The organism is Pseudomonas ficuserectae, from assembly GCF_024584585.1.
Classification (GTDB): Bacteria; Pseudomonadota; Gammaproteobacteria; order Pseudomonadales; family Pseudomonadaceae; genus Aquipseudomonas; species Aquipseudomonas amygdali.
Genome location: NZ_CP085684.1, coordinates 5788046 through 5813732 on the forward strand (window position 1 = coordinate 5788046; position 25687 = coordinate 5813732).

Annotated in this window: 20 protein-coding genes and 5 pseudogenes; 18 read left to right on the top strand and 7 right to left on the bottom strand. The window is 54.6% G+C overall.

Features of this window, described 5'->3' with window-relative positions; all coding sequences use genetic code 11:
* Positions 1–32: 32 nt before the first annotated feature.
* Entirely contained in the window at positions 33–2258 is a 2226-nt protein-coding gene (locus LJU29_RS26020; protein WP_257111389.1) for an AsmA family protein, read from the bottom strand.
* A gap of 428 nt (positions 2259–2686) precedes the next feature.
* Between LJU29_RS26020 and LJU29_RS26025 the strand changes: the two genes are divergently transcribed.
* From LJU29_RS26025 to LJU29_RS26060, 8 genes and pseudogenes are all read left to right on the top strand, one after another.
* The gene (locus tag LJU29_RS26025; RefSeq protein WP_002555774.1) at positions 2687–4348 is read left to right on the top strand and encodes an OFA family MFS transporter; all 1662 of its coding nucleotides are present in this window, start codon (positions 2687–2689) and stop codon (positions 4346–4348) included.
* A 267-nt stretch (positions 4349–4615) separates the two neighbouring features.
* Positions 4616–5815, top strand: a complete 1200-nt coding sequence (locus tag LJU29_RS26030; protein WP_005758648.1) for an amino acid aminotransferase — start codon at positions 4616–4618, stop codon at positions 5813–5815.
* A 92-nt stretch (positions 5816–5907) separates the two neighbouring features.
* Complete coding sequence (gene hisB, locus LJU29_RS26035; protein WP_002551454.1) at positions 5908–6501, top strand: imidazoleglycerol-phosphate dehydratase HisB; 594 nt, start codon at positions 5908–5910, stop codon at positions 6499–6501.
* On the top strand, positions 6501–7139 hold the full coding sequence (gene hisH / locus LJU29_RS26040; protein WP_002551455.1) for an imidazole glycerol phosphate synthase subunit HisH: 639 nt from the start codon (positions 6501–6503) through the stop codon (positions 7137–7139). The genes hisB and hisH overlap by 1 nt, the downstream gene beginning before the upstream one ends.
* A gap of 4 nt (positions 7140–7143) precedes the next feature.
* The gene (locus tag LJU29_RS26045; RefSeq protein ID WP_002551456.1) at positions 7144–7404 is read left to right on the top strand and encodes a DUF2164 domain-containing protein; all 261 of its coding nucleotides are present in this window, start codon (positions 7144–7146) and stop codon (positions 7402–7404) included.
* 107 nt (positions 7405–7511) lie between these two features.
* On the top strand, positions 7512–8249 hold the full coding sequence (gene hisA, locus LJU29_RS26050; RefSeq protein WP_002551457.1) for a 1-(5-phosphoribosyl)-5-[(5-phosphoribosylamino)methylideneamino]imidazole-4-carboxamide isomerase: 738 nt from the start codon (positions 7512–7514) through the stop codon (positions 8247–8249).
* A 19-nt stretch (positions 8250–8268) separates the two neighbouring features.
* Positions 8269–9039 carry an imidazole glycerol phosphate synthase subunit HisF gene (gene hisF / locus LJU29_RS26055; protein WP_257111390.1) on the top strand — a complete coding sequence of 257 codons (771 nt, stop codon included), beginning with the start codon at positions 8269–8271 and terminating at the stop codon, positions 9037–9039.
* A gap of 184 nt (positions 9040–9223) precedes the next feature.
* A pseudogene (locus LJU29_RS26060) lies at positions 9224–9655 on the top strand (type 2 periplasmic-binding domain-containing protein); the annotation flags it as partial.
* Between the two features lie 7 nt (positions 9656–9662).
* Here the strand turns inward: LJU29_RS26060 and LJU29_RS26065 are convergent.
* Both LJU29_RS26065 and LJU29_RS26070 read right to left on the bottom strand, forming a co-directional pair.
* Positions 9663–10825 (bottom strand): IS3 family transposase gene (locus tag LJU29_RS26065; protein ID WP_122320854.1). Its coding sequence is split into 2 segments (ribosomal slippage): positions 9663–10570 and positions 10570–10825, totalling 1164 coding nucleotides; the frame shifts between segments, so codons are not numbered across the junction.
* A gap of 148 nt (positions 10826–10973) precedes the next feature.
* On the bottom strand, positions 10974–11984 hold the full coding sequence (locus LJU29_RS26070; RefSeq protein WP_257111391.1) for a hypothetical protein: 1011 nt from the start codon (positions 11982–11984) through the stop codon (positions 10974–10976).
* 102 nt (positions 11985–12086) lie between these two features.
* On the opposite strand from LJU29_RS26070, the gene LJU29_RS26075 reads away from it, so the two are divergent.
* From LJU29_RS26075 to LJU29_RS26085, 3 genes and pseudogenes are all read left to right on the top strand, one after another.
* Positions 12087–13067, top strand: coding sequence for an IS5-like element ISPsy2 family transposase (locus tag LJU29_RS26075; protein WP_054078085.1), 981 nt, complete (start codon positions 12087–12089; stop codon positions 13065–13067).
* 269 nt (positions 13068–13336) lie between these two features.
* Positions 13337–13840 (top strand): hypothetical protein, encoded by a 504-nt coding sequence (locus tag LJU29_RS26080; RefSeq protein ID WP_122322853.1) that lies wholly within the window; start codon positions 13337–13339, stop codon positions 13838–13840.
* 514 nt (positions 13841–14354) lie between these two features.
* A pseudogene (locus LJU29_RS26085) lies at positions 14355–14576 on the top strand (Y-family DNA polymerase); the annotation flags it as partial.
* Between the two features lie 216 nt (positions 14577–14792).
* Here LJU29_RS26085 and LJU29_RS26090 read toward each other — a convergent pair.
* Both LJU29_RS26090 and LJU29_RS26095 read right to left on the bottom strand, forming a co-directional pair.
* On the bottom strand, positions 14793–15206 hold the full coding sequence (locus LJU29_RS26090; RefSeq protein WP_003348573.1) for a DUF3757 domain-containing protein: 414 nt from the start codon (positions 15204–15206) through the stop codon (positions 14793–14795).
* Between the two features lie 539 nt (positions 15207–15745).
* A pseudogene (locus LJU29_RS26095) lies at positions 15746–16988 on the bottom strand (IS91 family transposase).
* A 277-nt stretch (positions 16989–17265) separates the two neighbouring features.
* Between LJU29_RS26095 and LJU29_RS26100 the strand changes: the two are divergent.
* Both LJU29_RS26100 and xopAH read left to right on the top strand, forming a co-directional pair.
* Complete coding sequence (locus LJU29_RS26100) at positions 17266–17559, top strand: HU family DNA-binding protein (protein WP_054999586.1); 294 nt, start codon at positions 17266–17268, stop codon at positions 17557–17559.
* A gap of 404 nt (positions 17560–17963) precedes the next feature.
* The gene (xopAH, locus tag LJU29_RS26105) at positions 17964–18926 is read left to right on the top strand and encodes a XopAH/AvrB family type III secretion system effector (protein WP_005752378.1); all 963 of its coding nucleotides are present in this window, start codon (positions 17964–17966) and stop codon (positions 18924–18926) included.
* Between the two features lie 930 nt (positions 18927–19856).
* On the opposite strand, the gene LJU29_RS26115 is transcribed toward xopAH, so the two are convergent.
* Together LJU29_RS26115 and LJU29_RS26120 are read right to left on the bottom strand one after the other, a co-directional pair.
* Positions 19857–20837 (bottom strand): IS5-like element ISPsy2 family transposase, encoded by a 981-nt coding sequence (locus LJU29_RS26115; RefSeq protein WP_054078085.1) that lies wholly within the window; start codon positions 20835–20837, stop codon positions 19857–19859.
* Positions 20838–21054: 217 nt separating this feature from the next.
* Positions 21055–22035: an IS5-like element ISPsy2 family transposase gene (locus LJU29_RS26120; protein ID WP_054078085.1), complete on the bottom strand. Its 981-nt coding sequence runs from the start codon at positions 22033–22035 to the stop codon at positions 21055–21057.
* Between the two features lie 473 nt (positions 22036–22508).
* On the opposite strand from LJU29_RS26120, the pseudogene LJU29_RS26125 reads away from it, so the two are divergent.
* The 5 genes and pseudogenes from LJU29_RS26125 to LJU29_RS26145 all read left to right on the top strand — a co-directional run.
* Positions 22509–22628 (top strand): annotated as a pseudogene (locus tag LJU29_RS26125) (LexA family protein); the annotation flags it as partial.
* Between the two features lie 286 nt (positions 22629–22914).
* On the top strand, positions 22915–23139 hold the full coding sequence (gene relB, locus LJU29_RS26130) for a type II toxin-antitoxin system RelB family antitoxin (RefSeq protein WP_257111392.1): 225 nt from the start codon (positions 22915–22917) through the stop codon (positions 23137–23139).
* A 56-nt stretch (positions 23140–23195) separates the two neighbouring features.
* Complete coding sequence (locus tag LJU29_RS26135) at positions 23196–24176, top strand: IS5-like element ISPsy2 family transposase (RefSeq protein ID WP_054078085.1); 981 nt, start codon at positions 23196–23198, stop codon at positions 24174–24176.
* A gap of 234 nt (positions 24177–24410) precedes the next feature.
* Positions 24411–24674, top strand: coding sequence for a hypothetical protein (locus LJU29_RS26140; RefSeq protein ID WP_005759909.1), 264 nt, complete (start codon positions 24411–24413; stop codon positions 24672–24674).
* A 510-nt stretch (positions 24675–25184) separates the two neighbouring features.
* Positions 25185–25298: pseudogene (locus LJU29_RS26145) on the top strand (recombinase family protein); the annotation flags it as partial.
* Positions 25299–25687 lie beyond the last annotated feature (389 nt).

Genomic DNA, 25687 nt, shown 5'->3' on the forward strand with positions numbered 1-25687 from the left:
CGCGAGGGCGCTCCTGAGCAGTTCACGTTGCCCTAGCGCTTGAACAGTCCCTTGAGGGCGTCCTTGAGCTCGGGGCTGACCTTGTCACCGAGTTTGTCGTTCAGCTTGTCCTCGAGCTTCTCGCTGATCCGGTCGCCCGCCAGTTTCGCAGCGATCTGGCCGACACCTTCCTTGTCCAGACGGCAAGCCTTGGCGCCCAGTTCCAGCGGGCCGCGGCACTGCACCGGCCACTCGATGCCGACAAAGCGCGGATTGATCTCGCAGGCCGGGTCCGGCATGTCGCTCTTGTCGCCTTCGACGATGATGCCGACGCGGTAATTCATGCCCAGTACGCGCAGATCGACGTCGCCGTTACCGTTGACGGCCATGCCCGGCGTACGAACCTTGAGGTCCGGATTGCTGGCCACGCCGTTGCGTATCACCAGATTGCCGTTGAGCTGCTGGAAAGGAGTGTCCTTGGCGCGCGGTTCGCCGCTAAGCGTCTTGCGGTTGAGGATCGAAATACCCTTGCACAGCTGCTGCTCCAGGTTGGCGTTGACCAGTACGCCGTTATTGAGCGCAAAGCTGGCGGTGCCGTTCAGGCTGTCGATCAGGGCTTTTTCGCTGTTGCCTGTGCCGGTCAGGTTGCTGTCGAGGTTCAGCAGGCCACGCACTGGCGGCGTCTGGCCCTGGCTTTCCAGAATGCGTTCGACCGGTACTTTGGCAATGCGCGTCTGCACCGTGGCCACAGGCGTGTCCGGACGCGCGTCCAGATTGCCCTTGACCTCGAAGTTGCCGTTGTACAGGTCGCCACTCAGCGTATCGACCTTGATAAGACCACCGTTGGCCTGGGTCTTGAACGCTGCGTTGTCGATGGGCAGTTTGTTCAGGGTCAGTTTGCCGAAGCTCAGGTCAGCCTCGACATCCAGCGTACGCAAGCGCTCCAGCGGCAGCAGCCTGGCAGTGCTCCAGGCGGCCTTGGTCGGTTGTTCGGGCAGCGGTGAATCGCCCGCAGCAGCGGCGGCTTCACCGGACTGAACCTCGGATTTGCGCGCGGCCTTGGCACCTTTGCTTTCTTCGCTCTCAGCCGGACGATAGCGGTCGGCGTCGAAGGTATCGCCCTTGAGCTGGACACGCAGCGCCTGTTTGGCGAAGTCGTCCACGGCGATGCGACCGGTGAAGGTGCTGTCGTCGACTTTAAGGTTGAGGTTTTCCAGCGCAAGGCTGGTGGGCGTGCCGGCGAGGCGTGTGACCATTTCAACCTTGCTCAGCGCGCCCTCGGACATGGCGGGCAATGGCTGGCCGATGTTTTCGAAGAAGGTGCGCAGGTCGAGCTGGGCGATGGACAGGCCGCCGCTGATCTGTGGCGTCTTGTCCAGATCACGGGCACGCAGTTCGCCCAGTGCACGCAACTGGTTGGCTGACACTTTGAGGCTGTTCCATTCGGCGATATTGGCGGCAAGGTCTACCAGCAGCTGGCCCTGCGCCGAGAAGGTCACGGTCTTGCCCTGCAGCGGCTCGCCGGCGACTTCGCCGGACAAGCGCATGTCTTCGAATTGATAGCGCTTGAGTACGCGGTCCATGCGCAGTTCGCCGACCAGTTCGGTCTTGGCGCGCACGACGGGCTGGTTGGTGCTTAGAAAGGCCGTCAGTTTGATCGGGATATCGGACGCCTCACGAATCGGCCCGGTACTCAGCTGAATGCTCTCGGCCATGAAGGTCCTACCTTTTCGGGCATCGCTGTAATCCACGCGGGCGTTGTTGACGGTCAGGCTGTCGATATCCAGGCGGATCGGCTGGGAAGGGCGATCCGCTTTGGGCGCGTCCGGAGCCGGGGCCGGCGTTGTCTCGCCAGATGTTTCAGTGCTTGCCACGGCAGGCTTGCCGATGTCTTCCCAGTTGCCATGACCGTTTTCATCGCGGTGCAGGGTCAGGTTCAGGCCTTCGACGCGAATGTCGCTCATCTGTACCTGCCGACGAAGCAATGGCAGGACACGTACGGACAGGCCGAGCATCTGCACATCGGCGAACGGCTGATCGGGAGCGGTCAGGGTGGCGACATGGGCGTCGTGCAATTCCAGGCCGAGCCAGGGGAACAGGCTCCAGCCGATATCGCCGTTGAGCGTCAGCTCGACGTTGGCTTTGTCGCGTGCCAGCTGGCGAATCTCGTCTTTATAGTCGTTGGGATCAAACAGGTGGGTCAGGGCGAAGCCGAGAGCCACGATGATCAGCAACAGCCCGAGAATAAACAGCCCCAGGATTTTGCCGAACGCTTTCATGGGCGAGTCCTTGTGTCGATATTCAAAAATAGCCCGTGAGTATACCGCTCTGACGCGCGTACCGGGCTGCGGATGCCTTTATTGCTGTCCGGTCTCCGGTTTGAGGTAGCAGCGCTCCTCTCGACCCTACAGCTACATAGCTTTTTTGCCTCAACTAAGGTTCTGACAGGCTTTTCCTTATCATTTAATTGATTGCATCTATGGCGTCATAGAGCGCGCGGATTAACCGATAAAATAGATAATAAAAAGCATGTAACGAGATGCTTATTTGCCATCAGACAGTGATAGTCTCCGTTTTTGCTGGCTCAGGTGCGTCTTTTTGTCACGTATCTGAACAACCTGCCGATAAAACAGACATGGCCGCTCGGCATGGAGTCTGTGGCGGACCAGCGGACCATCTGCGAGCTTCACACATTGGGGTAATTATAATGAGCACAAGCACAGCCTTGGGCGGCGACGCCGTTCAGCCTGCGTTCTTGTCCAAAGAGCGCATTATCGCCAAGCCCGGTTTCAACCGTTGGCTTGTTCCACCAGCAGCATTGGCCATCCATCTTTGTATCGGTATGGCTTACGGCTTCTCGGTGTTCTGGTTGCCGTTGTCCAAGGCCGTGGGTATTACTGCACCCGTCGCCTGTACTCCGGACATGGGTTTCTTCGCGCAGATGTTCGCGTCGACCTGTGACTGGCAGATCTCCATGCTGGGCTGGATCTACACCCTGTTCTTCATTTTTCTGGGTTGCTCGGCTGCCATCTGGGGTGGCTGGCTGGAGCACGCAGGTCCACGCAAGGCCGGTGTTGTTTCTGCCCTGTGCTGGTGTGGCGGTCTGCTGATTTCCGCGTTGGGTATCTATACCCACCAGATCTGGCTGATGTGGCTGGGCTCGGGGGTTATCGGCGGCATTGGTCTGGGGCTGGGCTATATCTCCCCCGTTTCGACCCTGATCAAGTGGTTCCCGGACAAGCGCGGCATGGCGACCGGTATGGCGATCATGGGCTTTGGTGGCGGCGCAATGGTCGGTGCACCACTGGCCACTGCGCTGATGGGCCACTTTGCCTCGGCTGAAAGCGTTGGCGTCTGGCAGAGCTTCGTGGTGATGGCGGTGATCTACTTCATCTTCATGATCGGTGGCGCGCTGGGCTATCGCGTTCCGCCAACCGGCTGGAAACCTGAAGGCTGGACCGCTCCGGCTGCCAAGGCCAAGAACTCGATGATCACCAACCGTCACGTGCATGTCAGCGTGGCCTGGAAGACACCGCAGTTCCGTCTGGTCTGGCTGGTGCTGTGCCTGAACGTATCGGCCGGTATCGGCATCCTGGGCATGGCTTCGCCGCTGTTGCAGGAAGTGTTCGCCGGCAAACTGCTGGGCGTCGATCTGACCTTCAGCCAGCTCAATGCCGACCAGCTGAAAGCCATTGCTGCGATTGCAGCCGGCTTCACGGGTCTGTTGAGTCTGTTCAACATCGGCGGTCGTTTCTTCTGGGCTTCGTGCTCGGACTTCATCGGTCGCAAGGCAACCTACTTCGTATTCTTCGCACTGGGCTTCCTGCTTTATGCGTCGGTTCCGACCCTGAGCCACATGGGTAGCATTGCCCTGTTCGTGGCCGCGTTCTGCATCGTGCTGTCGATGTACGGTGGCGGTTTCGCGACGGTTCCGGCTTATCTGGCTGACCTGTTCGGTACGCAGATGGTCGGCGCGATTCACGGTCGTCTGCTGACTGCCTGGGCTGCGGCCGGTGTGCTCGGTCCGGTATTGGTCAACTACCTGCGTGAGTACCAACTCGCCCACGGTGTTGCACGTGCCGATGCCTACGACATCACCTTGTACATCCTCTCGGGTCTGCTGGTGCTGGGCTTTATCTGCAACCTGCTGATTCGTCCGGTTGCCGACAAGTACTTCATGACCGACGCCGAGCTGGCGGCTGAACAAGCCATCGGTCACGACAAGGGTGCCAATGCCACGACTTCGCTGGAGTGGAAAGCATCCGCAGGCAGTAAGCCGCTGGTCATCGCCGCCTGGCTGGCCGTAGGCATCCCGCTGGCGTGGGGCGTCTGGATTACCCTGCAAAAAACCGCAGTGCTGTTCCACTAAAAGCCTGCAGGTAACAGATAAGCGCTTGCACTTAGGTGCAGGCGCTTTTTTTTGTGCGCAGAATTCTTGTTCCACGCACTCTGAATCGGACGCAGAGCGTCCCACTATAGTTGAGGCTATCGTTCCACACGCTCCAGCGTGGGAATGCCGTTCGTGACGCTCTGCGTCACCTATCTGCGGCTCAATGTGTTTGATGCACTGCCCGTTCCCCCGCAGACGCTGCTACATTAGCAACCCCTGTTTTTATTGCCTGTAGGAGTTGTTTGCATGCTAGCCCACGTGGAGTCATACGCTGGTGATCCGATCCTTTCCCTGATGGAAACCTTTGGCAAGGATTCCCGTGCGGACAAGGTCAATCTGAGCATCGGCTTGTATTACGACGCGCAGGGCCGTATCCCTCAGCTGGCATGCGTAGCAACGGCACAACAGCAACTGGCCGAGGGCGAGCAGGCGGCTTCTGTCTATCTGCCGATGGAAGGCCTGGCGGCTTATCGGCAGGCAGTGCAGACCCTGTTGTTCGGGGCGGATCACCCGCTTGTGCAGGCAGGACGCGTGGCGACCATCCAGACCGTGGGCGGCTCCGGCGCGCTGAAAGTAGGTGCCGACTTCCTCAAGTATGCCTTCCCGGACTCGCAGGTCTGGGTCAGCGATCCGACCTGGGAAAACCACAACGCGCTGTTCGGTGGTGCGGGCTTCAAGGTCAACAGCTACCCGTATTTCGACGCGCAGACTGGCGGGGTCAGGTTCGAGGCCATGCTCGACACGGTGCAGGGCCTGCCTGCGCAGAGCATCCTCCTGCTGCACCCGTGCTGCCATAACCCGACCGGTGCCGATCTGACAGTCGAGCAATGGGACCGGTTGATCGAGGTTATCAAGGATCGTCAGCTCATCGCGTTTCTGGATATTGCCTATCAGGGCTTTGGCAAAGGCATTGATGAGGATGCCTATGCCATCCGCGCAATGGCCAACGCAGGTGTTACAACGCTGGTCAGTAACTCGTTCTCGAAAATCTTCTCGCTGTACGGCGAGCGGGTCGGCGGGCTGTCGGTCGTCTGCGAAGACACCGCGTCGGCTGCCAACGTATTCGGCCAGCTGAAGGCCACTGTACGTCGCAACTACTCCAGCCCGCCTGCGCATGGCGCCTTTCTGGTTTCAAAAGTGCTCAACACGCCGCACCTGCGCGAGCAGTGGCTGAGCGAAGTCGAGGCCATGCGCGTGCGCATCATCGACATGCGCACGCGGCTGGTTGAGGTACTGGCGCAGAAGGTTTCCGGACGTGATTTCAGCTTTATCCTCAGGCAGAGCGGGATGTTCAGCTATACCGGTCTGACGCCACAGCAGGTCGATGAACTGAAAGACGTTCACGGCATTTACATGCTGCGCAGTGGGCGGGTGTGCATGGCGGGCCTGAATGAAGGCAATATCGACAAGGTATGTAACGCAATCGCGAGCCTCTTCACCCACTAAATGCCCTGCTGGTCGTCTGTTTGCTTCATGGCGGGCGCATCTGGGCCTATAATGCTCGCCTTTTTTCGCCCAATGATTTTGCGGAGCTGGTGATGGCCGAACGTAAGGCGTACGTCGAGCGTAATACTCTGGAAACCCAGATCAAAGCCTCGATCAACCTGGATGGCACCGGAAAGGCCCGATTCGATATCGGTGTGCCTTTTCTTGAGCACATGCTCGACCAGATCGCCCGGCACGGGCTGATCGACCTGGACATCGAGTGCAAGGGTGACCTGGCAATCGACGATCACCACACGGTGGAAGACGTCGGTATCACCGTGGGGCAGGCGTTCAGCCAGGCCATCGGCGACAAGAAAGGCATTCGTCGTTACGGCCACGCCTATGTGCCGCTCGACGAAGCGCTGTCGCGCGTGGTGATCGACTTTTCGGGTCGTCCGGGCCTGCAGATGCATGTGCCGTATACCCGTGCCACGGTGGGTGGCTTTGATGTGGACCTGTTTCAGGAGTTCTTCCAGGGCTTCGTCAACCACGCGAACGTGACGCTGCACATCGACAACCTGCGTGGCACCAACACTCACCACCAGATCGAGACCGTGTTCAAGGCTTTCGGTCGCGCGCTGCGCATGGCGGTCGAGCTGGATGAGCGCATGGCCGGGCAAATGCCATCCACCAAGGGTGTGCTCTGATGCAGACGGTTGCGGTCATCGATTACGGTATGGGCAACCTGCACTCTGTCGCCAAGGCGCTTGAGCACGTAGGCGCAGGCCGTGTGCTGATTACCAGTGACGCCAAGGTGATTCGCGAAGCCGACCGTGTGGTGTTTCCGGGTGTGGGCGCGATTCGCGACTGCATGGCCGAGATCCGCCGTCTGGGCTTTGATTCGCTGGTCAGGGAAGTCAGCCAGGACCGTCCGTTTCTCGGTATCTGCGTCGGCATGCAGGCGTTGCTCGACAGAAGTGAAGAGAGCGGCGGCGTGGATTGCATCGGTCTGTTTCCCGGCCAGGTGAAGTTTTTCGGCAAGGACCTGTATGAAGAAGGCGAGCACCTGAAAGTGCCGCACATGGGCTGGAATCAGGTCGCTCAGGCGGTGGATCACCCGCTGTGGCATGACATTCCGGACCTGGCGCGTTTCTACTTCGTGCACAGTTTCTACATCGATGCCGCCAACCAGCGTCAGGTGGTCGGGCGCGGTCACTACGGCCTCGACTTTGCCGCCGCGCTGGCCGACGGTTCGCGTTTTGCCGTGCAATTTCACCCGGAAAAGAGCCACACCCACGGCCTGCAATTGCTGCAGAACTTCGCTGCCTGGGATGGTCGCTGGTAATCGCATGAGCAAAACCAAGAGCAAGCCGCCGATCCTGACCCTTTCGCCCGAGCATGAGCAGCAGGCGATCGACAAGCTCAAGCGCCTGTTCGCAGAGCGCTTCGAGCTGGAGCTGGGTACGTTTGAAGTGGCTGAGGTACTGGAATTGTTCACCCGCGAGATTGCGCCGCATTACTACAATCGCGCTATTTTCGATGTTCAGCAGCAGCTCAAGGAGCGGTTCGAGAGCATCGAAAGCGACCTCTGGGCGCTCGAAAAGAATTGAATAGAAGCAGCTTTGAGCTTCAGGCTTCAAGCCGCAAGAATCAGTGAGTACGCATACTTGCAGCTAATCGCTTGCAGCTTGCCGCTCTTTTTGACCAAGGAATAAGCATGCTGATTATCCCCGCTATCGACCTCAAAGACGGTGCCTGTGTACGTCTGCGTCAGGGCCGGATGGAAGATTCCACGGTGTTCTCCGATGACCCGGTGGCCATGGCTGCCAAGTGGGTCGACGGTGGTTGCCGCCGTCTGCATCTGGTCGATCTGAACGGTGCGTTCGAAGGACAGCCGGTCAACGGTGATGTGGTCACGGCCATTGCCAGACGCTACCCGAACCTGCCGATCCAGATTGGTGGCGGCATCCGTTCGCTGGAAACCATCGAGCACTACGTCAAGGCAGGCGTGAGCTACGTCATCATTGGCACCAAGGCAGTCAAAGAGCCCGAGTTCGTGGCTGAAGCCTGCCGCGCGTTCCCAGGCAAGGTGATCGTCGGTCTGGATGCCAAGGACGGTTTCGTCGCCACCGATGGCTGGGCTGAAGTCAGCTCGGTTCAGGTCATTGATCTGGCCAAGCGTTTTGAAGCCGATGGCGTGTCTGCCATTGTCTACACCGACATCGCCAAAGACGGCATGATGCAGGGCTGCAACATCCCGTTCACCGCCGCGCTGGCGGCGGCTACGCGGATCCCGGTGATTGCTTCGGGTGGCATTCATAACCTGGGCGACATTCAGGCGCTGTTGAATGCGAAGGCTCCGGGCATCATCGGCGCAATCACCGGTCGTGCGATCTACGAAGGTACGCTGGATGTGGCCGAAGCCCAGGCGCTCTGCGACCGCGAACAACGCTGAATAGCTGGAGACTGACCCTGTGGCCCTAGCCAAACGCATCATCCCTTGCCTGGACGTCGACAACGGTCGAGTGGTCAAGGGTGTCAAGTTCGAGAACATCCGGGATGCAGGCGATCCGGTGGAAATTGCTCGTCGTTACGATGAGCAGGGTGCCGACGAAATTACTTTTCTCGACATCACTGCCAGCGTCGATGGCCGTGACACCACGCTGCACACCGTCGAGCGCATGGCCAGTCAGGTGTTCATTCCGCTGACTGTCGGTGGCGGCGTGCGTACCGTGCAGGACATCCGCAACCTGCTCAATGCGGGCGCGGACAAGGTGTCGATCAACACGGCAGCGGTGTTCAACCCTGAGTTTGTCGGTGAAGCCGCCGCTCGTTTCGGGTCGCAGTGCATTGTGGTCGCTATTGATGCCAAGAAGGTCTCCGGCCCGGGTGAAACCCCGCGCTGGGAAATCTTCACCCACGGTGGACGCAAACCCACCGGGCTGGACGCGGTGCTCTGGGCGAAAAAGATGGAAGACCTGGGGGCTGGCGAGATCCTGTTGACCAGCATGGACCAGGACGGCATGAAGAACGGCTTCGACCTGGGCGTCACCCGCGCCATCAGCGATGCGCTGGGCATCCCGGTGATTGCTTCCGGTGGTGTCGGCAACCTTGAGCATCTGGCCGCCGGCGTCATCGAAGGCCACGCCAGTGCCGTGCTGGCGGCGAGTATTTTCCACTTTGGCGAATACACCGTTCCCGAAGCAAAGGCTTATGTGGCCAGTCGCGGGATTGTGGTGCGCTGAGTACTGCGCATCAAAGCGGGCGTCGCTTGTTTCAGACCATGGGTTTGAAGCAGTCGGCGCTCGCTCTGTTTCAGCCCTGTGGCATTCGAGTATTACCTGTAAGCGACATCGCCGGACAGCGCGCTAGACAGTGCGCCGGGTTCGCGGCACTCTGCATGCGTCAGTCACGATCGAGTGCCGGAACATGTTCAAACGTCTATTTCTCGCACTGATCGGTGTCGGCTTGTTGCTGAATGAAACTGCGCGAGCCAGCGACTCAACGCCTTATTCCATGGTGTTGCTCACCGAGAATTTCCCGCCGTTCAACATGGCGGTCGATGGCAAGAATTTCGCGCAGGAAAACAACATCGACGGTATTGCCGCTGAAGTGGTGCGCGAGATGTTCAAGCGCGCAAACATTGGTTACAGCATGACCCTGCGTTTTCCGTGGGATCGGGTTTACAAGCTTGCCCTCGACAAGCCCGGCTATGGTGTGTTCTCCACCACTCGCCTGCCTGAGCGGGAAAAACTGTTCAAATGGGTGGGTCCGGTAGGCTCCTATGACTGGATCATGCTCGCCCGCGGCGACAGCCCCATCACGTTAACGTCGCTTGAGCAGGCAAAGAACTACAGGATTGTAGTGGTCAACTGATCCCGGACACGACGTTAAGGTTTTTCTCGTACTGAGCGGGCGCCATTCCATCATTGAACTGGTGTGGCCGAATCCAGTTGTAACGATGCATCAGGTAATGACTGATATCCCGCTGAGCCTCTTGGACCGTCATGTAGCCCACGGTCGGTATCCACTCAGTTTTCAAGCTGCGGAACACACGCTCCATCGGCGAGTTGTCGTAGCAATTACCCCGGCGGCTCATGCTCTGGCGTATGCGGTATCGCCAAAGCCGCTGGCGAAACTGTCGGCTCCCGTATTGGACGCCCTGGTCGGAATGAAACAGCAGGCCCTGAGGCTTGCCGCGTTGCTCATAAGCCATGTCCAGCGCCTTGATCACCAAGTCCGTATCCGGTTTGTTCGAAAACGCCCAGCCCACCACCCGACGCGCGTAAAGATCCATAACCACCGCCAGGTAATGCCATTTTCCTTGCGCCCAGATGTAGGTGATGTCGCCACACCAGACCTGATTGGGCGCGGGTACATCGAACTCCCGATTCAAAATGTTCGGAATGTCAGGCCGCTCCACTGTTGCTTTTTTATAAGCATGCGAGCCTGGTTGCTTGCTGATTAATCCCAGCTCCCGCATCAAGCTACGCACCTTGAACCGACCGATTTGCTCGCCATCCGCCTGCATCATCGACACGATACTGCGGCTGCCGGCAGCGCCTCGACTTTGCCCGAACAGCTCATTGACTCGGCTAAGTAAACGAACCCGCTCGGCGTCTGGAGACCGACGCCGCAGGCAATGGTTGTAGTAGCACGAGCGAGGTACCTCGAACACTTCGCACAGCAATTCGATTGGCTCATGGACACTGAGCTGATCAATCAGCGCATGCGCTCGTGCTCTTCCGACATCAAGAGCGCGGTGGCCTTTTTTAAAATGGATTTCTCCCGCTCAAGACGGGCGATCCGGGCTTCGAGCTCCTGGATTTTTTGCTGCTCGGGCGTGAGGGCTTTGCTCTGTGGAGTGACACCGTTGCGCTCTTGTTGAAGCTGGTTGACCCAGCGACGCAGCGCAGATTCGACCACCCCAAGCGAGCGGGAGGCTTCGATATGGCTATAGCCTTGATCGAGCACGAGGCCTGCGGCCTCGCGTTTGAATTCAACGGAAAAGGTACGGCGTTGTTTGGTCATCAGACACCTCTATCTGGCGATATTCTCGCCTAAATGAGTGTCCGGAACCATTAGACCACTACACTTCCTGACGTATATCTGTCTTTCTGAGTTATATCAGTCATCCTACGTATATATTCAATCTACCTATATGTCACTTACCTAGTATTTAACCAGAGTATAGGACGCCTTTCGCGCACATAGCAGCGATAGCGTCGTCGACTTTGGACCAGTCAAGCGCGACTCCCCTAGCCGTTTCCGGTGTTGCACACCGGTATCTGAGCCGCCAGATACCAACCACTTTCTCTGGATCTGATGGCAGATAAAACCAGCAGCCCTCAGGTTCTGAGCGATCGTTATCCTTGTGCACGTAAAATCCAACGCCAAGGCCAGGTGCGGCCTCTAGCAGGGACGAGTCAGACCCAACGGCGTGGAAGTCATTAACACGGATTGGAGTCCTCTCACCGTCGATGCTGATGGAGGTTACAACCTCATAAAAAAGGCCCGTACCTTTCAGCAGCTTGAAGGCCTTCCAAAAAACGTCACTATTGCCATTCTCGTCTACCTTGCCGCCCATGCTGCCGACTATCTTGCTGATAAATTTTGCTTGGGCTGTGTCGTTGATTGGCTCAGCAGTCACCCGAAACCCTTCACCCTCTGGGCTGACTATATGATTCCAATGTCGCCATATTTGCTGGTAATCAACTCCGCCGAACATTTCTAGATCGTGCATTGCATAGCAGTTAATCAGCAGCATAACGGCGCAGACGACCACCTCATCAGCGGCCCCTTCTTTCAATAAGCGACCAATGCCATCCGCATTCCCTATCCCATCTATCAGGGCGTGAGGAATATTCACAGTTCCTTGGTGCTGCATCGCCCATCGGGCCTGATTGGGTGGTAGCCCTGCTGCTGGCTTCTTGATCAGCCCCATGCCGGCTAATGCGTTAACTATTCCTGTGGCCATAGGCGTTCCACAGCCTGTCAGCACCCTGACCTTCTCCGCACCGGCCCCCGTCAGCATATTAGGGCCACGGCCGTCTAAATCCCTCATGGTGATATGCCTGGCCAACCCTAAGTACGCCAGTAGCAAGCGAGGGTCTTTTTTAGCGTTAGCGATCAGCTCCAGTGCTTCAAGCGATACCGGCGAAAACTGCCCTGGTTTTGTCCCCTTTGTCATTGCCCCCCCCTTGGCATTACGCCTTTGGCTGCTAAGGAAACTCTGAAAAAGACTTCCTAATTTGGCAAAATCTCCGGACACCAGTCGCCGAGCTTTTCGATGATGAAACAGATGACCTTCGCCGACGCCGAGTATGCCGGCAAGCGCAAGCAGACCCGTAAGGAATTGTTCCTGATCGAGATGGATCAGGTGGTGCCCTGGAAAGGTTTGATTGCCCTGATTGAGCCCTATTATCCAAAAGGAGAAGGTGGCCGGCCCGCCTACCCACTGATGGCGATGCTGCGTGTTCATCTGATGCAGAACTGGTTCGGCTACAGCGATCCGGCGATGGAAGAAGCGCTGTATGAGACGACCATCCTGCGTCAGTTTTCAGGCCTGAGCCTGGAGCGAATTCCAGACGAAACCACCATTCTCAACTTCCGTCGTCTGCTGGAAAAGCACGAGTTGGCGACCGGGATTCTCGGCGTAATTAATGGTTATCTGGGCGACCGTGGCTTGTCGTTGCGTCAAGGCACCATCGTCGATGCCACGCTGATTCACGCGCCCAGTTCGACCAAGAACAAGGATGGCAAACGCGATCCTGAGATGCATCAAACCAAGAAAGGTAACCAGTACTATTTCGGCGCCAAGGCTCACATCGGCGCCGACGACGAGTCAGGCCTGGTGCACAGCGTGGTAGTAACAGCGGCCAATGTGGCAGACGTCACGCAGGTTGCCAAACTGCTGCACGGCGAGGAAAACGTAGTCTGCGCCGACGCAGGTTACACCGGGGTCGAGAAGCGCGAAGAACACGCTGGGCGCAAGGTCATTTGGCAGATTGCCGCCCGCCGCAGCACTTACAAAAAGCACGGAAAACGCAGTATTTTGTACAAGGCGATCCGCAAAATCGAGAAGGCCAAGGCCCAGGTTCGCGCCAAGGTCGAGCATCCGTTTCGGGTCATCAAACGCCAGTTTGGCTATGAAAAAGTGCGCTTTCGGGGCTTGGCCAAGAACACCGCGCAGATGGTGACGTTGTTCGCCCTGTCAAACCTGTGGATGGCCCGCCGACATTTGTTGGCGAGCGCAGGAGAGGTGCGCGTGTAATGCAGGAAATGGTTACCGCAAAAGGCTTTGCAGCGGCCGAAAGAGCTAAAAAGCGAAGATAATTGAGCAAATTTCGACATGCATCGTTTTTTGAAAAGTGCTGAGGACTCGGTAGCCGGAAAACATCCGGCTACTTCAGACCTTCCCTAGAGCACATGGCACCTAAGTCTGGCATGCCAGGTAGAAAGCCGGGCAATAGCAAACCTAGCGGTGGAGATGGCATTCATGGTTAATGTGCTAATTAATTATATTGTTTATGGGAGTTAATTATGCTTTCTTTAATTACGACTATTCATTGGCTAGGGAATATTTTAAGCCTAATCATAATATGGGTAGCAATCGCAATTATTTATAATAGCCACGCCTTATGGCCACTTGGGCTGATCGGCCTAACCTTTGTCTGGATGTTTGGAGGCAGCTGGCTCATCAAAAACTTAAAGAGTCGCTACGCGAAGCGACTGCATAAGCTAGTTATGTCAATCGCTCCGGCGGGCTTTTCAGCCAAGGTGCAGATTTCTGATGAAGCGGGCCGCCGCTACGTGGGAATAGACCCAAAAGCAGGCACAGCAGTCTTGATCGACGAGTACAACGGTATCCGCAAAGCCATGCCACTCTCAGAAATCACAGAGTGGGCCACCGACATCACCTCAGGGAAGCACTTCCAGCACGTCATATTGCGATTTAGAAATTATGACTATCCATCAATAACCATCCCCGTGCGATCGCACGATATGGAACGCATCACATCGCAGCTAAATACCGCAATGGGATAAAAAAACCGGGCTTAAAGCCCGGTTTTTTTATCCCAGTTGAGTGGGGATTTCGTTCAGTACAAGGATTTCGTGTTCAGCCATCCCAGATCGACGCTGTTCCAGGGCAGATTCTGACGTTAGCATCGATTGCTCCAGCTGCTGCTGTTCGAACAAACGCCCCAAGAGAGCTACCTCACCCTCAGATTCCAGAGATCGAAGCTGTGCTGGGCTCTCAAGAGCCCAGCGGTCCAGAATTCTCCAAGCGCAGAGGTGAAAGGCTGATAATCCGCGTACCGTACTTATCGTCGCAGGCATTAAGGGGAGCCCGCAGAATTCGGGAAAAATCGTACGTTAAGAACTGCCGACAGGAGGCATGCCTTCGCGCAACCTGGACTGTGTCCGATTGAAGCACACCTCAACCCGGCGTCAGGCTACTCACTGGCACCGCGTCAGACTAGGGCCGTTTTCTGCATTTTCTGACGCCGAGGCGTCTATCTTTATGGTTTCAACTGACAGGTAGAATGCTTAGCGTACGATTTTGTCCGTTTTCTCTATTCCCCCCTACGCAAGCTGTGAGCGCGTGTTTCGACCTGACCTGGCCAAGGTTCCAATCGTGGTTCTTAGCTCAAATGATGGTTGTGTCATTGCCCGCAGCTACGATGCAAAACCGTATGTGAAAATGGGCGCGCCTTATTTTCAGATCAAGGATGTACTGCGCCAGCACGGCATCCAGGCGTTCAGTAGTAATTTTGGGCTCTAGTAAGTTAGGTGGAATGCTTCTGGGCTACGCTGATTCTGACGACGTTGACCAGTGGGGCTGGGGACGTCTTACGTTCAGGCCCTGCAGAACGCCCAGTCAAATCGAGGGGAAAAAGTCGATAGTCGTGGGCGCTGTGATCTGTTTTTGTAGTTTTACTAAAAGCTACCTGCATTAAGCTGAATAGCTATTTGTAAAATGTATATTATAAAAACATCAATACTCAAACGTGCAGAGGGATGGGTTGCTTTCACTGCAACTGAGTCCGTTCCAAGCTTTCCCCACAGGTGTTGCTACCTTGAGCGTTTCAAGACTCATCCTGATTCCTGCACTGCTATTACCCTCATAGTCGCACGCCACAAATGCATTACCTGTGATCGCGCTTCGGTTACGTATATTTGCAGTTTTGAAAGCAATACTATTTATGTCCTTTGCATCGCCTCGCGGGTTTTCGCCTCTCCATTGTTGGTTGTTTGGGGCTGGTGCCGTATACACAAAACCTTGCCCTTCCTGATGTTGTTTGATGACGCTGACATCCGGGCACGCGGCAGGAGTAGGAGCGGCATACACCTTGCCCATTAAAAGTGCCAAAGCAACAATGCCTACTGATTTCTTTGAGCGAGCTTTCATTTTACTTTCTCCATCGTGGATCTAAGTTGATTTTATTTTTACAGTGGGTGAGCGAGTTGCTTGCCATGCTTTTAACCGACAGATCACCACCACCGACTTATCTATTCGCTTTTACTTTTACATGTGCCGCGCATGAGTGGTCATCAGTGTCCATCGAGTTCCATTATGCTTTCCAAATATTTAAATAGTCGACAGCGCCTCAATGGCAAAGCTGCGATCAGCGTAAAAAGGTAGGTTCTCTTATCATGTAGCGATTGATCAATCTGAGTCACACCCACCGCATTTGTCACGACACCTATCAGGCTGTGCACGGAGCGGCTCAGGTATCGGCGGAGGGTGCCTGCTTCAAGACGCGTTCATGCATAGGAATTTCAATAATTCCTATACAGGGTAATCCTCCTAAAAAGGCACCCTCTGCGTGATGCCAACGTGGCGTCGATGTCGGCAAAAAGCTTTTTTAACCCATCACCCACGCCGAAAAATGGATTGAAAGCGACTTTTCTGTACCTTTTCCAGATTTTGGACGCACCTCTCCCGTATCAGGCCGGCACGTACCTCAATTGCGCGATGCTTTGAGCGTTGTTGATCAAGCCCTGCACGGTCAGGCCGGCGATGGCTGCGGTATACACCATCCGCGCTCCGCACAGCACGCAGCTGAACGGATCGCGATGCAAGAACGCTTTGCTCATCTGCGCAAAATACAGTTTTTGCGCTTTGCCACGCCTTTCCATGCGTAGCGCCTCATACACCCGGGGTAGCTGTCGGCCACAGACGCTGTTGGCCAGAAATGCTGTTGGCCAGAAATCCAAAATACCGGATCATCCGAAAGTGCTTCTCCGGGATGTGCTGCACCACCCGGCGCAGCATGTCGGTCTGGCTCAGCGTTTCCTGCTGATAGGTCTTGGTGCGGTGATCCAGGTAGGTAAAACTCAAGGTTGCGCTGTTGGTGTAATGTGCCAATCGGCTGCCCGAGATGGGCGGTTTTTTCAGGTAGCGGCCCAGGTAATTGACGGTCTTTTTGCCGTTTTTCGTCTTCTTCGACAAGTGGATGTGCCAGTGCCGACCACCGGCGTTGAGCACAAGGTGACGCCAGTCATTTTCGCTCTGCAGATGAGCGTTTTCAGGTGGGACGGTGGTGTGCTCCCACTGACTGAGCAGGTACTGGCGTACATTCCACATCCAGCGCCGACGCAAGGCTGATGGATGAAACGACAGATCTTTCCAGACACCTGCGTCATCGATCCCACCCAAGGTGACCGAGACATGGATGTGTGGGTGCCAGTTAAGTCGCCGGCCGTAGGTGTGGATGGCGCAGAAAACACCCACTTCCACGCCCCGGCGTCGGCCCGCATAGAGCAGGTTGTCGACGGCCAGGCGACACAAGGCATCGAGCCAGTGACGGTTATGAAAGAACAGCGGCCACAGGGTGTCAGGCAATGTGAACACCAGGTGTTGCCAGGTACACTCGGGTAAGCGGTGCTGTTGATTGGCGATCCACTGATCGGTAGCTTTTTTGCCGCAGGATGGACAGGCGCGGCAACTGCAGGTGTTGCACAGGTATTTGACGTGCGGGCAGCTGTGGTTGCCGCAGGTGTAGTGTTTGACGCCCAGGATCGAGGTGCCGCAGGCCAGCATTTTGGTGACGGACTCGACTTCGATGTCGCGTAAGCCGCCCTCCTCGAGGAGGTGTGCCCAGCACTGGTTAGCGGTGAAGAGGTTTTTGAGCGGTCGAGGTGTGTAGGCTGGACTCATCTGAAGCAGCGGTGGGTAAGCAGGCTTCATGATGATCAATAATGGGCCTCATGACAAAGCTCAAATCCATGTTTCTGCTGCTACGCGATCGTAAGAACGGCCGATTTGCAGCCGCAGGCTGCCCTGTTCTGTGCTGCATAGCGCGCGAGCACTACGTCAGTGAGTGTTCGGACCTAACTCAAGCTTGGTTCGTGTTTCTACATTTCGTGGTCAATGGGGCTGCTACTGGAGAGCGGGACTCTTGCCTGCCCCAAGCTGACCCCTTACTCTGCAATCCAAATGAATTTGATAGGGAAGGAACGCCACTATGGCTCTGACGAAAGACCAATTGGTTGTCGGTATTGCAGAAGCTATCGATGCGCCAAAAACCACCGCGCTTAAGGCTCTTGAGCAATTGGGACAGATCGTTGCCGACCAACTGGAAAGCGGTGCAGAAATCACTCTACCGGGCATCGGCAAACTGAAAGTGGCAGAGCGTCCAGCACGCACTGGCCGCAACCCTTCGACTGGTGCCGCTATCGAAATTGCTGCCAAGAAAGTCGTCAAGTTCGTCTCGGCTAAAGTTCTGAACGACGCGATCAACAAGGGTTGTGTTTCATAGAATAGGAATTTCGTTCCGGCGTTTCGGCCAACGGGAACTGATTACGACCCTGTGGCGACTCAGTTATTAGGCTCTGCACGAAAAGTAGCCGCTCATCGGTGATGCTGCGTTAAAAGCAGGCTCGTGCGCGAGCACGGTAGGGATTGTCATCTACAACCAGTAGATTCCGCTACCGTGCCTTTTTTGCCTTGCCTTAGGGAGGCGCTGATTTATTCTGAAACCCAGCTGTTGCCCCGTGATAAATCAAGTACTTCAGAGCGTTGCTGGCGGGACGAAAATCGAATAAATCAGCGGCTCCTTAGCTTCGCTGACTGACTTTTGGGTACAGGGCCGAGTAACCCTCAATCGCTACTTTAGAAACGATTTCTTTAAGGTCGGCAACACCTAATTTTAAGGAATGGAAAATGGGATGTATATCATCGAAACCTCAGGTAATGTCTCCTTCCAGTCATTACTCTTCACCTGACGCGGAGCCTGCTACCGCTAGAACATCGCATCGTAGGTCAGCTCGTTATGGTGAATTATCGGGCCCTCCAGCACAAACCGGCTTAACGTATTATCAGCAATCGTTAATTGGCGTAGCTCGCTGGCCCGATCCTCAGTATAACCAGGACCATCTTCCTCATCAGATGGAATATGGTCGTTCCTTCTTCGATGCGTCTCGCCACGCAGGTGCTGGCATTGCTTCGGGTCAAGTTCAAGCATTTAGCCAATTGTGGGCCTTGGCACAGCGCTGGAGAAGCGAAGCTGCTGGCGGAGATTACGAAACTTTTGGCGAGGAAAGCGAGCGATACCCAACTTACAATCACAATCCGACAACGCCTCTGGCAAATCAATATGCTTACATTCTTGATCGTTACAGAAATCGAGAGGATGGTGAATTTTCCGAGGATGTTGAGGGCGTTCCAACGCACGAGTTTCCTCTGCGAGACGAGATAAATGGTAAGCCTATAACTCTCTCAACTGTCGTGGTAAGTGCAGACCCTGATGCGAATAGATATGATAGTAGATACTCTGCTATAAGGCACCTTGAAGCTGGCGAGCCTTTTTATATAAGGCACACTTTTTCTGCCGATGTGCCAGAAGTGCTTGCTCATGTAGAAGAACTTTATAATCAAGCGTTGGATGCGAGCGTTTCCGATTCACAAGCTTTAAGTATATTAGGTGAAATACATTGGTGGGTTGCTAATGCTATGCCTGATCATAGGGGCAGTGCAGCAAAAACTGAGTTCTCTGTCCGTGCCATAGCAATGGCGCGAGGTATGGAGTTACCGCCTATGAGACACGGCATAGTAGCAGATCTAGAAGCGATGACCACTTCTCGTGAGGCGTTCGTTAGGCACTACAATAACTTTTTTGATCGCTGATCTGAAAGCTCGATGTATAGGAATTTCAATAATTCCTATACAGGGTAATCCGCCGAAAAAGGCCCACTCGGCGTGATACCAACGTGGCGTTGAGGCTGGTTAAACGCTTTTTTTCACGTGCGAGACGATCAACACGCGTCACCACTAATGTATCGCCAAGCGTAGAAAATCGAGCAGTGTTTTCAACTCCGTCCTACCAACCAGGCTAGTGTACTGTTTTCGAAAAAACCAGCTACTGACGAACGGAAAATTCAAATTTTATCAATAACTTAGTTTGTAGGTCATGGGTAAATAATTTCGCAAACAGTACACTAGCCCCGTTTTTTTCTCGGCGCGCACGACATCACAACCTGCTTCACGCAAAGTTTTTTCTTGCACAAGCGCCGCCTTTTTGAGAGATGCAGCCGATAGCAAGAGGGGGTAGCATTTGCGGGGCTTCCTTTTTATCGAATTAGCTAATTAGTTAAGATTAAGCAAAGTATAGCCATGATCTGGATGAGTGCAAGCAGATTATTGATTTAGCTAAATAGCTAAAGGCATTAACCCACTTAGCTATGCCGATAACAGCAATTGGCCATTCATCTTATGGTCGGTTGGTTGCTCCATTGCAGCCTCGGCCGCCAGCGCTACGTAACGCTCCTACGGCTCTTAATGTTGTGGCCTTGGACTGGCGCAAGGCCATGCCCGGCTCGACCAAGTAGACGCCTTTCTCAGAGTCGCGATTGTGCTAATTAGCTAATTAGCTAATTAGCACAATCGCGAAATGACCTATTCCTGTGCTTAGGGAAGGTCTGAAGTAGCCGGATGTTTTCCGGCTACCGAGTCCTCAGCACTTTTCAAAAAACGATGCATGTCGAAATTTGCTCAATTATCTTCGCTTTTTAGCTCTTTCGGCCGCTGCAAAGCCTTTTGCGGTAACCATTTCCTGCATTACACGCGCACCTCTCCTGCGCTCGCCAACAAATGTCGACGGGCCATCCACAGGTTTGACAGGGCGAACAACGTCACCATCTGCGCGGTGTTCTTGGCCAAGCCCCGAAAGCGCACTTTTTCATAGCCAAACTGGCGTTTGATGACCCGAAACGGATGCTCGACCTTGGCGCGAACCTGGGCCTTGGCCTTCTCGATTTTGCGGATCGCCTTGTACAAAATACTGCGTTTTCCATGCTTTTTGTAAGTGCTGCGGCGGGCGGCAATCTGCCAAATGACCTTGCGCCCAGCGTGTTCTTCGCGCTTCTCGACCCCGGTGTAACCTGCGTCGGCGCAGACTACGTTTTCCTCGCCGTGCAGCAGTTTGGCAACCTGCGTGACGTCTGCCACATTGGCCGCTGTTACTACCACGCTGTGCACCAGGCCTGACTCGTCGTCGGCGCCGATGTGAGCCTTGGCGCCGAAATAGTACTGGTTACCTTTCTTGGTTTGATGCATCTCAGGATCGCGTTTGCCATCCTTGTTCTTGGTCGAACTGGGCGCGTGAATCAGCGTGGCATCGACGATGGTGCCTTGACGCAACGACAAGCCACGGTCGCCCAGATAACCATTAATTACGCCGAGAATCCCGGTCGCCAACTCGTGCTTTTCCAGCAGACGACGGAAGTTGAGAATGGTGGTTTCGTCTGGAATTCGCTCCAGGCTCAGGCCTGAAAACTGACGCAGGATGGTCGTCTCATACAGCGCTTCTTCCATCGCCGGATCGCTGTAGCCGAACCAGTTCTGCATCAGATGAACACGCAGCATCGCCATCAGTGGGTAGGCGGGCCGGCCACCTTCTCCTTTTGGATAATAGGGCTCAATCAGGGCAATCAAACCTTTCCAGGGCACCACCTGATCCATCTCGATCAGGAACAATTCCTTACGGGTCTGCTTGCGCTTGCCGGCATACTCGGCGTCGGCGAAGGTCATCTGTTTCATCATCGAAAAGCTCGGCGACTGGTGTCCGGAGATTTTGCCAAATTAGGAAGTCTTTTTCAGAGTTTCCTTAGGGAAGGTCTGAAGTAGCCGGATGTTTTCCGGCTACCGAGTCCTCAGCACTTTTCAAAAAACGATGCATGTCGAAATTTGCTCAATTATCTTCGCTTTTTAGCTCTTTCGGCCGCTGCAAAGCCTTTTGCGGTAACCATTTCCTGCATTACACGCGCACCTCTCCTGCGCTCGCCAACAAATGTCGGCGGGCCATCCACAGGTTTGACAGGGCGAACAACGTCACCATCTGCGCGGTGTTCTTGGCCAAGCCCCGAAAGCGCACTTTTTCATAGCCAAACTGGCGTTTGATGACCCGAAACGGATGCTCGACCTTGGCGCGAACCTGGGCCTTGGCCTTCTCGATTTTGCGGATCGCCTTGTACAAAATACTGCGTTTTCCATGCTTTTTGTAAGTGCTGCGGCGGGCGGCAATCTGCCAAATGACCTTGCGCCCAGCGTGTTCTTCGCGCTTCTCGACCCCGGTGTAACCTGCGTCGGCGCAGACTACGTTTTCCTCGCCGTGCAGCAGTTTGGCAACCTGCGTGACGTCTGCCACATTGGCCGCTGTTACTACCACGCTGTGCACCAGGCCTGACTCGTCGTCGGCGCCGATGTGAGCCTTGGCGCCGAAATAGTACTGGTTACCTTTCTTGGTTTGATGCATCTCAGGATCGCGTTTGCCATCCTTGTTCTTGGTCGAACTGGGCGCGTGAATCAGCGTGGCATCGACGATGGTGCCTTGACGCAACGACAAGCCACGGTCGCCCAGATAACCATTAATTACGCCGAGAATCCCGGTCGCCAACTCGTGCTTTTCCAGCAGACGACGGAAGTTGAGAATGGTGGTTTCGTCTGGAATTCGCTCCAGGCTCAGGCCTGAAAACTGACGCAGGATGGTCGTCTCATACAGCGCTTCTTCCATCGCCGGATCGCTGTAGCCGAACCAGTTCTGCATCAGATGAACACGCAGCATCGCCATCAGTGGGTAGGCGGGCCGGCCACCTTCTCCTTTTGGATAATAGGGCTCAATCAGGGCAATCAAACCTTTCCAGGGCACCACCTGATCCATCTCGATCAGGAACAATTCCTTACGGGTCTGCTTGCGCTTGCCGGCATACTCGGCGTCGGCGAAGGTCATCTGTTTCATCATCGAAAAGCTCGGCGACTGGTGTCCGGAGATTTTGCCAAATTAGGAAGTCTTTTTCAGAGTTTCCCTAAGTCGAAGCCAGCAACACTTTTTTCTTGACATGCAGGGGGGGCTACAGAATTCGGAAAAAATAGTACGCGGGGTCCGGGGAGCAATGGAACAGCCAACCGACTTAAGGAGCCGCAGGACTCCCCTGCGCTCACGGTAATCCGCTCAATACGCTGTCCGAAAGAGGATCATTCAACGGACGCTGAGTAGTTAATCGCTAATTCTCGTAAATAGGCTCCATTAGCCATCTCATTTAGCTAGTACTAAATCTTTTGCAGTGAAGGGAGGTCTTACGTTACAGTTTTTGCCATGACGCAACCCTGATTGGCTATGCCCGCTGCTCGACCGACAAACAAGACCTCGCTGTTTAGCCGGAAACGCCCCCTTAAGTCGGTTCGCTGTTCCATTGCTCCCCGGCCCCCAGCATGGAGGGTGCGAAGATTTTTCATGACAGCCTGGTTGTGGTGGATCGATCCCGAAAGCCTTCCAGTGGCAGCATCGTGATTGCGGCCCTGAACAACGAGCCGCTGTGTAAGATTCTTATCCTGCAGGGTGATCATGTCGTGCTGAAGTCAGCCAACCCCGCCTACCAGCCTCATCAACGCCGTGAACGGCGAATACGGCCTTGGCTAGATCGATTCCCACGGTAATAATTGGCATGGACTTCCCCTCCTGTGGTTTTGATGCAGGTTTGACACTTCATCATGGCACTTAGATGCCGATTCGCGACTTTCGCCGCGCCCTTGGGACGGGGAAGTCCCTTTCATTCGCTAAGCCATTCGTGTAGATTTGTGATAATGTGAATACACGTATCACATAGGAGCCTTAAACATGGCCACTTCCATTCGCTTGGCACCCGAAACCGAGCAGCGCCTAGACTTTTTGGCGACAAGCACCGGGCGTACCAAGGCGTATTATCTGCGCGAAATCATCGATCATGGCCTGACTGACCTTGAGGATTACTACCTCGCGGCTGAAGTCCTGGAGCGAGTCCGTAAAAATACAGAGGTCGTTCACTCTGCTGCGGACGTAAGGAAAGACCTTGGGAAACTCTGAAAAAGACTTCCTAATTTGGCAAAATCTCCGGACACCAGTCGCCGAGCTTTTCGATGATGAAACAGATGACCTTCGCCGACGCCGAGTATGCCGGCAAGCGCAAGCAGACCCGTAAGGAATTGTTCCTGATCGAGATGGATCAGGTGGTGCCCTGGAAAGGTTTGATTGCCCTGATTGAGCCCTATTATCCAAAAGGAGAAGGTGGCCGGCCCGCCTACCCACTGATGGCGATGCTGCGTGTTCATCTGATGCAGAACTGGTTCGGCTACAGCGATCCGGCGATGGAAGAAGCGCTGTATGAGACGACCATCCTGCGTCAGTTTTCAGGCCTGAGCCTGGAGCGAATTCCAGACGAAACCACCATTCTCAACTTCCGTCGTCTGCTGGAAAAGCACGAGTTGGCGACCGGGATTCTCGGCGTAATTAATGGTTATCTGGGCGACCGTGGCTTGTCGTTGCGTCAAGGCACCATCGTCGATGCCACGCTGATTCACGCGCCCAGTTCGACCAAGAACAAGGATGGCAAACGCGATCCTGAGATGCATCAAACCAAGAAAGGTAACCAGTACTATTTCGGCGCCAAGGCTCACATCGGCGCCGACGACGAGTCAGGCCTGGTGCACAGCGTGGTAGTAACAGCGGCCAATGTGGCAGACGTCACGCAGGTTGCCAAACTGCTGCACGGCGAGGAAAACGTAGTCTGCGCCGACGCAGGTTACACCGGGGTCGAGAAGCGCGAAGAACACGCTGGGCGCAAGGTCATTTGGCAGATTGCCGCCCGCCGCAGCACTTACAAAAAGCACGGAAAACGCAGTATTTTGTACAAGGCGATCCGCAAAATCGAGAAGGCCAAGGCCCAGGTTCGCGCCAAGGTCGAGCATCCGTTTCGGGTCATCAAACGCCAGTTTGGCTATGAAAAAGTGCGCTTTCGGGGCTTGGCCAAGAACACCGCGCAGATGGTGACGTTGTTCGCCCTGTCAAACCTGTGGATGGCCCGCCGACATTTGTTGGCGAGCGCAGGAGAGGTGCGCGTGTAATGCAGGAAATGGTTACCGCAAAAGGCTTTGCAGCGGCCGAAAGAGCTAAAAAGCGAAGATAATTGAGCAAATTTCGACATGCATCGTTTTTTGAAAAGTGCTGAGGACTCGGTAGCCGGAAAACATCCGGCTACTTCAGACCTTCCTTTACAACCGCCTTGAAATTTAATTTGCACTAGTAAAGGTACCATGCTAAATTTTTCATTCCAAACATACATAAATTAAGGTTTAAAAATGGCTAGTTATGAAATCCGGTTATCCATGGTTGACTTTGAAAAGGATAGTATTCCTGAAATATTGGTGCAGTATTGGAACAAGGAAAAGCTGGCTTTTGCGTCTTACGTAACAGCTTCCGGCAACGACAAAGGCTTTGATACAGTAAGAAGCGAATCCGATACCAATGAAGACGGCAAGACGAATGCTCAGGACAATGCCGCAATAATCGCATTAGCCAATGCATTTGCAGTAATGAATCTTTCTATAGAAAAACGGAAGTAAGATAATAAACCGGGTAGCCACCAGTCTTGCGAGAGGGATTTTCCTCAACGCACACGGCACCTGGCTAAGTCTACTCAATGTGTAGGGATTTTTAATTCCTACACATTAAATTTTCAGCATGCGCATGAAAATTGTGAGATTTAAAAATCTGTTATTGTGACTATATACCTTCAGCACAAGCCATGTCTAACATGGCGTTAGATGTAGCGGCCTGCAATCGAAATGGCGCCGACCTGCAATCATCGCGTTTTTCGACCAGGATTGATTGCATCTATCCGAGCCAGCAAACCGGGATTATTCGCGAATGAACCTGCGTTCATCTGGTTCGACCTGCAATCGATTGTCATGAACCGGAATTATTTGCGAGTGATCGCTCGCCGCTTATGTCTCATTTGAGCATACCCTTGTGAGACGCATGGCCGAGACGCTTTTTGCGTCTCAATAGGGTGGCTTTTCAATTTTGACATGGTAAGTTCTCAGCTTCTAGAGCCTAAAGAGACAAACTTGACGATGGCCCTTTACGGATACGCTCGCGTTTCCACAAGCGATCAAGATTTCGTTCTGCAAGAAAAAACTTTGCGTGAAGCAGGTTGTGATGTCGTGCGCGCCGAGAAAAAAACGGGGCTAGTGTACTGTTTGCGAAATTATTTACCCATGACCTACAAACTAAGTTATTGATAAAATTTGAATTTTCCGTTCGTCAGTAGCTGGTTTTTTCGAAAACAGTACACTAGCCTGGTTGGTAGGACGGAGTTGAAAACACTGCTCGATTTTCTACGCTTGGCGATACATTAGTGGTGACGCGTGTTGATCGTCTCGCACGTGAAAAAAAGCGTTTAACCAGCCTCAACGCCACGTTGGTATCACGCCGAGTGGGCCTTTTTCGGCGGATTACCCTGTATAGGAATTATTGAAATTCCTATACATGAACTTGTGTACCTGGCGACTCAGTTTCAGCAGCTTTTTGCAGATCTCGACCTGACCGCTTGTGAAGCGCTTCATCAGCTGTTGCT

What these genes read in the sequence shown, in the direction of transcription:
- LJU29_RS26045 (WP_002551456.1), top strand. Translation starts at nt 7,144, where the DNA reads ATGAGCAAAACCAAGAGCAAGCCGCCGATCCTGACCCTTTCGCCCGAG.
- LJU29_RS26070 (WP_257111391.1), bottom strand. Translation starts at nt 11,984, where the DNA reads ATGACAAAGGGGACAAAACCAGGGCAGTTTTCGCCGGTATCGCTTGAA.
- relB (WP_257111392.1), top strand. Translation starts at nt 22,915, where the DNA reads ATGGCCACTTCCATTCGCTTGGCACCCGAAACCGAGCAGCGCCTAGAC.
- LJU29_RS26090 (WP_003348573.1), bottom strand. Translation starts at nt 15,206, where the DNA reads ATGAAAGCTCGCTCAAAGAAATCAGTAGGCATTGTTGCTTTGGCACTT.
- LJU29_RS26115 (WP_054078085.1), bottom strand. Translation starts at nt 20,837, where the DNA reads ATGAAACAGATGACCTTCGCCGACGCCGAGTATGCCGGCAAGCGCAAG.
- LJU29_RS26120 (WP_054078085.1), bottom strand. Translation starts at nt 22,035, where the DNA reads ATGAAACAGATGACCTTCGCCGACGCCGAGTATGCCGGCAAGCGCAAG.
- xopAH (WP_005752378.1), top strand. Translation starts at nt 17,964, where the DNA reads ATGGGATGTATATCATCGAAACCTCAGGTAATGTCTCCTTCCAGTCAT.
- LJU29_RS26080 (WP_122322853.1), top strand. Translation starts at nt 13,337, where the DNA reads ATGCTTTCTTTAATTACGACTATTCATTGGCTAGGGAATATTTTAAGC.
- hisA (WP_002551457.1), top strand. Translation starts at nt 7,512, where the DNA reads ATGCTGATTATCCCCGCTATCGACCTCAAAGACGGTGCCTGTGTACGT.
- LJU29_RS26135 (WP_054078085.1), top strand. Translation starts at nt 23,196, where the DNA reads ATGAAACAGATGACCTTCGCCGACGCCGAGTATGCCGGCAAGCGCAAG.
- LJU29_RS26025 (WP_002555774.1), top strand. Translation starts at nt 2,687, where the DNA reads ATGAGCACAAGCACAGCCTTGGGCGGCGACGCCGTTCAGCCTGCGTTC.
- hisB (WP_002551454.1), top strand. Translation starts at nt 5,908, where the DNA reads ATGGCCGAACGTAAGGCGTACGTCGAGCGTAATACTCTGGAAACCCAG.
- LJU29_RS26030 (WP_005758648.1), top strand. Translation starts at nt 4,616, where the DNA reads ATGCTAGCCCACGTGGAGTCATACGCTGGTGATCCGATCCTTTCCCTG.
- LJU29_RS26020 (WP_257111389.1), bottom strand. Translation starts at nt 2,258, where the DNA reads ATGAAAGCGTTCGGCAAAATCCTGGGGCTGTTTATTCTCGGGCTGTTG.
- LJU29_RS26100 (WP_054999586.1), top strand. Translation starts at nt 17,266, where the DNA reads ATGGCTCTGACGAAAGACCAATTGGTTGTCGGTATTGCAGAAGCTATC.
- LJU29_RS26075 (WP_054078085.1), top strand. Translation starts at nt 12,087, where the DNA reads ATGAAACAGATGACCTTCGCCGACGCCGAGTATGCCGGCAAGCGCAAG.
- LJU29_RS26140 (WP_005759909.1), top strand. Translation starts at nt 24,411, where the DNA reads ATGGCTAGTTATGAAATCCGGTTATCCATGGTTGACTTTGAAAAGGAT.
- hisH (WP_002551455.1), top strand. Translation starts at nt 6,501, where the DNA reads ATGCAGACGGTTGCGGTCATCGATTACGGTATGGGCAACCTGCACTCT.